This window comes from Phenylobacterium sp., from assembly GCF_031412415.1.
Lineage (GTDB): Bacteria > Pseudomonadota > Alphaproteobacteria > Caulobacterales > Caulobacteraceae > Phenylobacterium.
On record NZ_JANOCX010000275.1, the window covers coordinates 1 to 8,863 of the forward strand.

The window sequence follows — 8,863 nt, forward strand, 5'->3', positions numbered from 1 at the left end:
CCGGATGCCCCGCTGGTTCGAGGCGGTGTTCAACACCCCCTCCCACCATCGCGTCCACCATGCCCGCAACCCGCGCTATCTGGACCGCAACTACGCCGGCATCCTGATCGTCTGGGACAAGCTCTTCGGCACCTTCCAGCCCGAGCTCGACGAGGAGAAGTGCCGCTACGGCATCGTCCGCAACCTGGGCGATTTCAACATCTTGCGGGCCGCCTTTCACGAATGGGCCGGCATCTTCAGAGACCTAGCCCGCGATCCGCGCCACGCCCTCGGCTACCTCTTCGGCCCCCCCGGCTGGAGCCCCGACGGCAGCCGCCAGACCAGCGCCATGCTCAAGGCGGAATGGGAAGCCGGCAGGGCCGACGAGACCCCCGCCGAATAGCGCCCTGGTGGACTGATCCGCCATGGCTCAAACACCTGCAGTTGCGATCTTTCGGGTTTTCCACAGCGACCAGACCACGCCCGAGGTCAGAATTACGAAGGTGATCGATAGCGACAGGGCAGCGGGAAACTTCTCCCAACCCAAGGCGTCGGCAATGAAGATCTTGCCGCCGATGAACACCAGCAACACCGCCAGGGCCTGTTTCAGATAGGCGAAGCGATGCAAGACCGCGGCCAGCGCGAAGTAGAGGGCGCGGAGACCGAGGATCGCCATGATGTTGGACGTGTAGACGATATAGGGGTCAGTGGTGATGGCGAAGATCGCCGGCACCGAGTCGACGGCGAACACCAGGTCGGCCAGTTCAACCAGCACCAGGGCCAGGAACAGGGGTGTCGCCAGACGGGCGGCCTTGCCGGTGCGGGGGTCGACCCCCTGGACGAAGAAGCGGTCGCCCTCAAGCCGGTCGCTGACGGGCAGGACGCGACGCAGAAGCTTCAGCGCCCGATTGTTTTCCAGGTTGATTGGCTTGTCGCCCGCCATCAGCATCTTCACGCCGGTCAGGATCAGGAAGGCGGCGAACAGGTACAGCACCCAGCCAAACTGGCTCACAAGCGCCGCGCCGACGCCGATCATGATGGCGCGCAGCACGATCACGCCCAGCACACCCCAGAACAGCACACGATGTTGCAGGGCCGGGGGGATAGCGAAGAAGCCGAAGATCAGCGCGATCACGAAGACATTGTCGATCGCCAGGCTTTTCTCGATCACGAACCCGGTCAGATATTCGACCCCGGCCGTCGCCCCCAGTTGCATGGCCACTAGCCCGCCAAAGCCAAGGCCCAGGCTGATATAGACACACGACATCACCAAGCTTTCGCGGACGCCGATCTCGCGTGTTTTGCGATGCAGGACGCCCAGGTCGAACGCGAGCAGGGCGGCGACCGCCAGCATGAAGCCCGCCCACATCCAGAGCGGTTTGCCGATCACCGGCAGGGTCAGAAAGTCCATGATTTTGTCTCACGTCCAGGGAGCCCGCCTCGACACGGCGTTCGGAGCCGGTCGGGGCAGGCGTATTCTAGGAAAACGGGATGGTGTGGAGGCGCGCTCAGACCCGGATGTCGAGCGTGGTGCGGTTCAACGGCCGCGACGCCGGCGCCCACTCCAGGGGATCTGGCGCCGGCACGGGCTTGGCGGTGGGTTGACTGGCGTGGGAGGCCGCCTGAACCAGCTTCTGCTGAGCCAGCCGCAGCGAAACCCAAGTGGTTGCGGGGGTATGACCGCCGACCCTCATCGTGGCCCCCGGGCAGTGATCAGCTCGAACTGGATCGGGTCCAGCCCCAGCAACTTGCAGATCCGCAGCAGGGCGTCGCGCTCTTCGGCGTCGAACCCGCCATCCGCCACCGCTACGGCGCAGGCCGAGTTCACGACAACCCGGGCGGCGTCGTCGCGTCCGCGCAGTCGGCGGACCGTTGTTTCGGCCTCGATCCGGGCGGCTTCCGGATCCTGTTCAAAGCGTCGCTCGTGCGCGTCAAACGCCTCCAGCGCATCCTCGACGCCAAAGATGGCGAACACCGCCAGACCTCGCATCCTTTCCAGCATTCGCGCCCGCTCCTCGGTGGTGGCCCAGCCATCGGCATGGGACACCAGGGCGCAGGCGGCGATCAGAGCGTCCAGATGCTCCAGTTGTGCCGGTGTCCAGGCGTCGGTGATCCGCGAACGCGCGGCGTGTACAGGATTCAAAGACATCGATTGCTCTCCTCTGTTGTGAGGGCGCGCCCGATGTCGGGCTTGCTGGGCTCTGGGGGAACAATCCTCTGGACCCGGCATCGAGCGCACCCGATGCGGTCCGACATCACGATCGCGCCGTTTGGCGTCGCGTTTCGTCAGAGGGGCCCGGCCCGCTCACGACAGATCGGACTCAAAACACGCGGGCGCAAGGCCATGGTCGATTAATCTTCGAGATGGTCTAGATGAGATATCGAAATGATCGTTAGATGCCTGCGGGCTTGGGCAAGGGCTCTAGCCTCTGACGATCCAGGGCGGAGAGGATGTAGTCCGCCAGCCGCTCGGCGGCGGGCAGGGCGCCGCCCCGCGCCTTGATCAGGGCGATCTCGGTGTCCTGGAGCTGGGGTAGATCCTCGGTCAGGATCGTCAGGTCATCCGGCGCCATTTCGCGCGGCAGGACGCTGACGCCAAGCCCACCCCGCAGGGCAGCCAGCTGGCCGGCCAGGGAGGGGCTGGTATAGGTGGCGCGCCAGCTGCGGCCACTGGCTTCCAGCGCGGCGACGGCGCGTTTGCGGTAGACGCAGGGCGAAGGCGCGGCGACCAGCGGCAAGGGTCCGTCGCGACGGACGACATCGGAATCCAGACCCACCCACACCAGGGGCTCCCGCCAGACCCTGACGCCCAGATCGGGCCCCAGCGGCTCGCGCTTGATCAGGGCGATATCCAGGGCGCCCTCGCGAAGCCGGTCAAGGAGGTTGAGCGTCAGATCGCAGGTGACCGACAGGGCCACCTTGGGGTGGCTTCGGGCGAAGGCGCCCAGCACCGAAGGCAGATGTAGGGTCGCGAAATCTTCCGGCGCGCCCAGTCGCACCTCGCCCTCGACATCGTCAGCCGCCAGACCCGCGAGGATGTCGTCGTTCAAACGCAACAGGCGACGGGCCTGGGGCAGAAACGCCTCTCCGTGCTCGGTCAAGACGACGTGGCGGGGATCACGCGACAGCAGCGACTGGCGAAGTTGCGCCTCCAGGCGGCGCACCTGCAGGCTGATCGCCGACTGCGACCTCCCCAGTCGACCGCCGGCGCGTGTGAAGCTTTTCTGCTCACACACCACCAGGAAGGTGCGCACGAGATCCAGGTCCAGGTTGGTCAGGCGAGGCATGGCGACTCCATGATGATAATTTGTGATCACGAAGATCACTTAAATCAACAATGGAAATCGATCGCTATCCCTTAGAGCGACCGCGCGCCGGTCGGGCGCGCCCGGTTGGAGCGTTTCGTGGATATCATCACTCAGACGCTGTCTGCGGCGGGAACCAACCTTCTGCAGCCGGCAGTGCTGTTTTTCGCCTTGGGCGTTCTGGCCGCCCTGGCGCGCTCCGATCTGGCCTTGCCCCGCGAAGCGGCTAAGACCCTCGCCTTGGTCTTGATGCTCTGCATCGGCTTCAAGGGCGGCGTGGAGGCGCGGGCGCACGGCCTGGACGGCGACTTCCTCAAGGCTGCGGGCCTGGGCCTGGCCCTGAGCGCCGTCATGCCCCTGCCAGCCTATTTCCTGCTGCGCGGGGCTGGGCTGAACGCGGTGACGGCTGCCGCCACCGCCGCCCACTACGGGTCGGTCTCCGTGGTGACCTTTGCGGCCGGACAAAGCTACCTGACCTCGATTGACCAGGCGCCGGGCGGCTACATGTCGGCGGTCTTGGCTCTGATGGAGACACCGGCCCTGCTGACCGCCATCGCGATTGCCGTGTTCAGCGATCGCAAGGGGGGCGACCGGCCTCCTATCGGGCGGCTTACCCATGAGGTCCTGCTCAATGCCGCCAGCGTCATCCTGGTTGGAAGCTTTCTGATCGGCCTGCTGACCGGTCCTTCCGGCGGCGCGAAACTCGCGGTGTTCTCCGGGCCGGTGTACCAGGGCGTCCTGTGTCTGTTCCTGCTGGACCTCGGCGCCAAGGCCGGCCGGCGCCTGGCCGACGCCCGGGGCCTGGATAGCCGGGTCCTGGCCATGGGCCTGGTTCTGCCGCTCCTGGGCGGGGCTGTCGGCCTGGCCGTCGGGCGCCTGGCCGGACTGGGGGCCGGCGACTTGGCCGCCCTGGCGGTGCTCGCCGGCTCGGCCTCCTATATCGCCGCGCCGGCTGCGATGGGTCTGGCCCTGCCCAAGGCGGACGCGGGAATCTATCTGACCCTGTCGCTGGGCGTGACCTTTCCGTTCAATCTGGCCCTGGGCATACCGCTCTATGGCCTGACGGCACGTTGGCTCGCCGGGTGAGGCAGGTTCCTGCCTTGCCCCACAGGCGGTTGCAACGGCGCTGACGGCTCGCGGGATTTGGGTTGGCGCGGTGGCTGTCTTTGCAAGCTTTCAGGTCGCGAAATCAGCGATCTAGATCGACTTGTCCGTGAGGGGCCGTTCTCGAATGTCGTGCTTCTGGAGCTACCCCAAGGTCCGGTGCTGACGCCCACCAAGCCTCTAGGCGTCTGGGCGCCTCAGCTTCTCGGCGAATGAATCTTGCTGGGGACGGGTCCTCCAAGATGAACGCGGTGACGCAGGAATTCAGGATGCGCCGCGATCGCCCCCACGCTACATCCGGCAAAGCTGCAGGGAGTCGGGTTTGAAGACGTTTGGTTTGGCGTTTGTGCTGATGGCGGCCATCGTCGTGTCGGCCTGCACTGACCGGGCCGATGCGCAGTCGGCGCAGGCGCCAGCCGCCCCACCCGAAGGCTCACCCTATGTGCTGAAAGGCACCCAGGTCTGGACCGTGCCAGATCCCACTTCTGGGCGTGACTACGAGGTCTTCGTCAGCCTGCCTGCGAGCTACGAGAACAATCCCCAGCGTCGCTATCCGGTGCTCTATGTGACCGATGCCGACTACGCCTTCCCAATCATTCGCCAGATCGCCCGCCGGGTGAACCTGGAAGGCCCGGTCCTGGAAGAATTCATCCTGGTCGGCCTTTCCTATTCGCGTGGCGACAGCGGCGTGGTCAGCCGCAACCGTGACTATACGCCCACGCCGAATGGTCCGCGGACCGCCTCGACGTATCTCCATGGTCAAGGCGCCGCCTATCAGACCTACATAAAGACCCAGGCGGTTCCCTTCATTGAAGGCCGGTTTCGCGCCGATCCGGTCCGCCGCGTCCTGCTGGGTCACTCATATGGGGGTCTGCTGGGCGCGCAGATCCTGTTCACTGAGCCAAGGCTGTTCCAGGCCTATGTGCTCGGCAGCCCGTCCTTCTGGTTCGACAAGCGCTACATCATGACGTTGGAGGCGGACTACGCCCGCAGGCGCCGCGACCTGCCGGCCAACGTCTACATGTACATCGGCGCCTACGAGGTTCCCGGTTCCAGCCCGCGCAACACGACGGATACCGACATGGTCGGCGACGTCCTCACGATGGAGCGGACGCTGAAATCCCGCGGCTATCCCAGCCTCAACATTCAATCGGCCGTGCTGGAGGACGAAGATCACCTGACCGTCGCCCCGGTTGGCTTCACCCGCGCACTGATGGCCGTCCTGCCAGCGCAGCGCTAGTACACGCCTCCAGCAACGCTACCGGTGGGCAGTGCTCAGTGGCGCGTGTTGGCCATCAGCGGTTCTCTGAGACCGCAGCCATCCAGTGACGACGATTTTGCCGATCACCTCGGGTGGCAGTTCGTGGCCGACGCCAGGCAGGACCAGAAGGCGCGCCCCAGGGATACCGTGGAAGAGCGCGTGACCGTTTTCCACGGGCAGGATGCTGTCTTCCTCCCCATGGACGACCAGCGTCGGCTGCTTGATCTCGCGGAATCGGCCAGTCCAATCGTCACGGAGTTGCACCATTCCGTGGTTGAAGGCGCTGGCGAGGTTCGGCGATCGCGTCATGACAGCATCGACCCGCGCGCCGGCCGCCACGGCGTCGAAGGGCCGACCCGATCCGGCGCAGAGCTGCTCCACCTTGAGGAGAAACGCTCTGACCCGGGGGCCATCGGACCAATCCATGCCGGCAAGCTTGGAGAAGTGATCGAGGAAGGCCGGCACGATGTGAGGCAAGGGCTCGCCGTCCCAGCCGAGCGGCTCCGACCCAATCAAGGTCAGGGTCATGACACGCGAAGGAGACGACAGCGCCGCGATCTGGGCGATCAGGCCGCCAAGCGACATGCCGACGAGGTGCGCCTGGCCGACGCCATAGGCATCCATGACAGCCAGGAGATCGCCGGTCATGTCCTCCACCGCGTAGGTTGGTGGGCCCGGCGGATAGGTTGAAGAGAGGCCGGTGTCTCGATTGTCGTAGCGAACGACGAAGAACCCCTGTGCAGCGAGTTCAAGGCACAGCTCGTCGGGCCAGCCCAGCATTGAGGCCGTGGAGCCCATGAGGAGCAGGATGGCGGGATGTGACGCTGTTCCGAAGCTCTGTGCGGCCAGCGTCACGCCGCCGACGTCGATAGACTTATCTCCAGTACGCATTGAATTGGACCTACGCGGCGCGACCCTTCCGCGACCACTTGGCCGCCGGAGGGAACATTATATAACCTACGCGAAGGTTATATTCAATTTCTGGCCTGGGGCAAGTCAGGGAAAAGGCGGCGACAGGCGCGGCTTACGACCTCGAGCACATAGGCGGCCAAGTCGGGATGCGTGGAGGCGACCCACTGCATTGTGGCCCCTGCGATCAAGGCGTGAACCGTCTGCGCGATCTCTTGCCGATCGGGGCGGTCTGGAATCCGCGCCATGATGGCCTGCTGGACCAGTTCGTACCGCACGTTGGCCAGGGCGCGCAGGTCATGCTCGCGGGCTTCCATCGCCGCGATGGCGGCGCGGACGGAGAACCCGTCGCCAGGCCCCATGCTACCGATGATCTCGTCGAGGAATCGCCAAAGGCCACGGCTCCCGGTCTCGACGGCCAGGCTTTCCAGATACTGGCGTGTGGCGACCACCTCGTGCTCCGCGATGCGGCGCAGGATGGCTGAGCGGTCGCCGAAGCGCTGAATTACAGTCGCGCGAGACAGGCCCACCTTCTTCGCGATGTCGCTCAAGGTGAACTCGGCCATGCCTCGCTCGGCCAGGACCGCGATGGCTGCGTCCATCACCTCGGTGTCGCTTACGCTCTTAGGCCTTGGCACTTGATCTCCAGAGCACTGTTGCCGTCAGGTCCGAATGACGGCGATTGGCGGGTCGGCCCCTAGGAACGTCATCACGCTTCGGGTTGTAACGAGGAATTGGCGTCCGCGCTCGGTCTTCACGTCCCCGCCCGGGGTTGTCCCTCGGTTCAGCTAGCCACCCTTCTTACCCCTTCGGAACCCTGCGAGTTAGCAAGGCTCCGTCGCCCACCCGGGCGGGCGACGGATAACCATGATCGGGCGCTAAGTGTCAGATCCCACCTAGGTCGCGCCGGCCAGGTGCTGCGCGAGCTTGTCGAGGGTCTGGTACCCATATTCCACCGCGCCGAAGCCGAGGCCGGCGTCGCGCTGCGCCTTGGTCGGGTGCAGCTGGCGCATGGTCAGCACGCACTTGCCGTCGCTCTGCTCCTCGAAGGTGATGGTCGTGTGGAAGCGCGCGGGATCGTCGTCGATGTCCGTGCCGTGCTCCATCTCCAACAGCCTTGGCGCGTCGATGCGCAGGAACACCATGCGGTTCTCCCAGCGGGTCCCGTCCGGGCCGGTGTAGATGAACCGCCAGCGGCCGCCCTCGCGGATGTCGATCTCCAAGGTCTCGGTCGTGAAGCCCTTCGGCCCGAACCAGCTCCTGATCTGGTCCGGATCGGTGAAGGCCTCGAACACGCGGGCGCGGGGCGCGTCGAGCACGCGGCACAGCACCAACTCGCGCTCCAGCGCCCAGGTCTTGAGGGGGTCATGGCTCATTGTCGTCTCCTTTCGAGAGGGTCGGTCGTGGGGTTTCCGCGAGAAAGCGCTCCAGCCGATCGAGCCGCGCGTCCCAGGCCGCGCGGGTGTGATCGAACCAGCGCGCCGTCTCGGCCAGGCGTTCGGCGTTCAGGCGGCAGGGGCGCTTCTGGCCGTCACGGCCGCGCGCGATCAGCCCGGCGCGCTCCAGCACCTTCAGGTGCTGCGACACCGCCGGCAGGCTCATGGCGAAGGGCCGGGCGATCTCCTGCACGGTCAGGTCGCCCTCGCTGGCCAGCCGGCCGAGGATCGCCAGCCGGGTGGGATCGCCGAGGGCCGCGAAGCTGTCGCTAAGTGATTGAACAGACTGCATGTTCGTGGCTCGCACTATATTTAAGCATTCACTTAAATATATGGGCAGGCGGCCTCCGTCAATGGCCGCGCGCCTTAGTCGCGCGCCTCCAGTTCCGCCAGCCAGGCCAGGATCGACGGCGCGGCGGCCAGCATCGAGGCGTCGTGCCCCACCGGCCCCACATCCACGGCACGCACGTCCGCGCCGCGCGCCGCCATCGCCTTGGCCGCGCTCAACGCCTCCTGAGGGACCACGTCCTTGTCCTGCGAGCCGTAGTACAGCCGAACCGGCGCGCGCGGCGTCACGTCCGTCAGGCTGTTGGCGGCGAAGGTGTCCAGGTACCAGTGCGCCCCGCCGCGGTCGTAGGCCTCCAGGAATGCGGTGTTGAAGATCGTCCGGGGATCGGCGGGCAGGGCGCTCAGAATTTCCTTCGGCCTGGCCCCGGCGAACAGCCGCTCGACCAGCGCCGCGTGTTCCGGCGTCAGGACGCTGTCCAGCCGATGGCCGTAATAGGCCGCCTGCCCCCAGGCCGCATAGGCCAGGTACAGGGTGTGCGACGCCGCCCCGCCCTTCAGCGCGGCCGGCAGCGACACATGGC

Annotated in this window: 12 protein-coding genes; 3 read left to right on the forward strand and 9 right to left on the reverse strand. The window is 65.9% G+C overall.

Annotation, left to right across the window (positions count from 1 at the left end):
* Positions 1-382: sterol desaturase family protein (locus RMO04_RS13300; RefSeq protein ID WP_309645261.1), on the forward strand; the 382-nt coding region annotated here is incomplete at its 5' end.
* A 27-nt stretch (positions 383-409) separates the two neighbouring features.
* Here RMO04_RS13300 and RMO04_RS13305 read toward each other — a convergent pair.
* The 4 genes from RMO04_RS13305 to RMO04_RS13320 all read right to left on the reverse strand — a co-directional run bounded on the left by RMO04_RS13305 (position 410) and on the right by RMO04_RS13320 (position 3,266).
* Positions 410-1,390: a TerC family protein gene (locus tag RMO04_RS13305; protein WP_309645262.1), complete on the reverse strand. Its 981-nt coding sequence runs from the start codon at positions 1,388-1,390 to the stop codon at positions 410-412.
* 97 nt (positions 1,391-1,487) lie between these two features.
* Complete coding sequence (locus tag RMO04_RS13310; RefSeq protein ID WP_309645263.1) at positions 1,488-1,673, reverse strand: hypothetical protein; 186 nt, start codon at positions 1,671-1,673, stop codon at positions 1,488-1,490.
* The gene (locus tag RMO04_RS13315) at positions 1,670-2,128 is read right to left on the reverse strand and encodes a tellurite resistance TerB family protein (RefSeq protein WP_309645264.1); all 459 of its coding nucleotides are present in this window, start codon (positions 2,126-2,128) and stop codon (positions 1,670-1,672) included. The genes RMO04_RS13310 and RMO04_RS13315 overlap by 4 nt, the downstream gene beginning before the upstream one ends.
* Positions 2,129-2,372: 244 nt before the next feature.
* Positions 2,373-3,266 (reverse strand): LysR substrate-binding domain-containing protein, encoded by an 894-nt coding sequence (locus RMO04_RS13320; protein WP_309645265.1) that lies wholly within the window; start codon positions 3,264-3,266, stop codon positions 2,373-2,375.
* Positions 3,267-3,371: 105 nt separating this feature from the next.
* On the opposite strand from RMO04_RS13320, the gene RMO04_RS13325 reads away from it, so the two are divergent.
* Together RMO04_RS13325 and RMO04_RS13330 are read left to right on the forward strand one after the other, a co-directional pair.
* Positions 3,372-4,370 carry a sodium-dependent bicarbonate transport family permease gene (locus RMO04_RS13325; RefSeq protein WP_309645266.1) on the forward strand — a complete coding sequence of 333 codons (999 nt, stop codon included), beginning with the start codon at positions 3,372-3,374 and terminating at the stop codon, positions 4,368-4,370.
* 340 nt (positions 4,371-4,710) lie between these two features.
* Complete coding sequence (locus RMO04_RS13330) at positions 4,711-5,628, forward strand: alpha/beta hydrolase-fold protein (RefSeq protein WP_309645267.1); 918 nt, start codon at positions 4,711-4,713, stop codon at positions 5,626-5,628.
* 18 nt (positions 5,629-5,646) lie between these two features.
* Here the strand turns inward: RMO04_RS13330 and RMO04_RS13335 are convergent, their stop codons facing one another.
* From RMO04_RS13335 to RMO04_RS13355, 5 genes are all read right to left on the reverse strand, one after another.
* Entirely contained in the window at positions 5,647-6,504 is an 858-nt protein-coding gene (locus RMO04_RS13335) for an alpha/beta hydrolase (protein WP_309645268.1), read from the reverse strand.
* Positions 6,505-6,623: 119 nt separating this feature from the next.
* Positions 6,624-7,160 (reverse strand): helix-turn-helix domain-containing protein, encoded by a 537-nt coding sequence (locus tag RMO04_RS13340; protein WP_309645269.1) that lies wholly within the window; start codon positions 7,158-7,160, stop codon positions 6,624-6,626.
* A gap of 294 nt (positions 7,161-7,454) precedes the next feature.
* Complete coding sequence (locus tag RMO04_RS13345) at positions 7,455-7,934, reverse strand: SRPBCC family protein (protein ID WP_309645270.1); 480 nt, start codon at positions 7,932-7,934, stop codon at positions 7,455-7,457.
* The gene (locus tag RMO04_RS13350; protein WP_309645271.1) at positions 7,924-8,286 is read right to left on the reverse strand and encodes a metalloregulator ArsR/SmtB family transcription factor; all 363 of its coding nucleotides are present in this window, start codon (positions 8,284-8,286) and stop codon (positions 7,924-7,926) included. Before RMO04_RS13350 ends, RMO04_RS13345 begins: the two co-directional genes overlap by 11 nt.
* 74 nt (positions 8,287-8,360) lie before the next feature.
* A partial coding sequence (locus RMO04_RS13355; RefSeq protein WP_309645272.1) for a hypothetical protein occupies positions 8,361-8,863 on the reverse strand: 503 nt, incomplete at its 5' end.

What these genes read in the sequence shown, in the direction of transcription:
- RMO04_RS13305 (WP_309645262.1), bottom strand. Translation starts at nt 1,390, where the DNA reads ATGGACTTTCTGACCCTGCCGGTGATCGGCAAACCGCTCTGGATGTGG.
- RMO04_RS13310 (WP_309645263.1), bottom strand. Translation starts at nt 1,673, where the DNA reads ATGAGGGTCGGCGGTCATACCCCCGCAACCACTTGGGTTTCGCTGCGG.
- RMO04_RS13315 (WP_309645264.1), bottom strand. Translation starts at nt 2,128, where the DNA reads ATGTCTTTGAATCCTGTACACGCCGCGCGTTCGCGGATCACCGACGCC.
- RMO04_RS13350 (WP_309645271.1), bottom strand. Translation starts at nt 8,286, where the DNA reads ATGCAGTCTGTTCAATCACTTAGCGACAGCTTCGCGGCCCTCGGCGAT.
- RMO04_RS13320 (WP_309645265.1), bottom strand. Translation starts at nt 3,266, where the DNA reads ATGCCTCGCCTGACCAACCTGGACCTGGATCTCGTGCGCACCTTCCTG.
- RMO04_RS13345 (WP_309645270.1), bottom strand. Translation starts at nt 7,934, where the DNA reads ATGAGCCATGACCCCCTCAAGACCTGGGCGCTGGAGCGCGAGTTGGTG.
- RMO04_RS13340 (WP_309645269.1), bottom strand. Translation starts at nt 7,160, where the DNA reads ATGGACGCAGCCATCGCGGTCCTGGCCGAGCGAGGCATGGCCGAGTTC.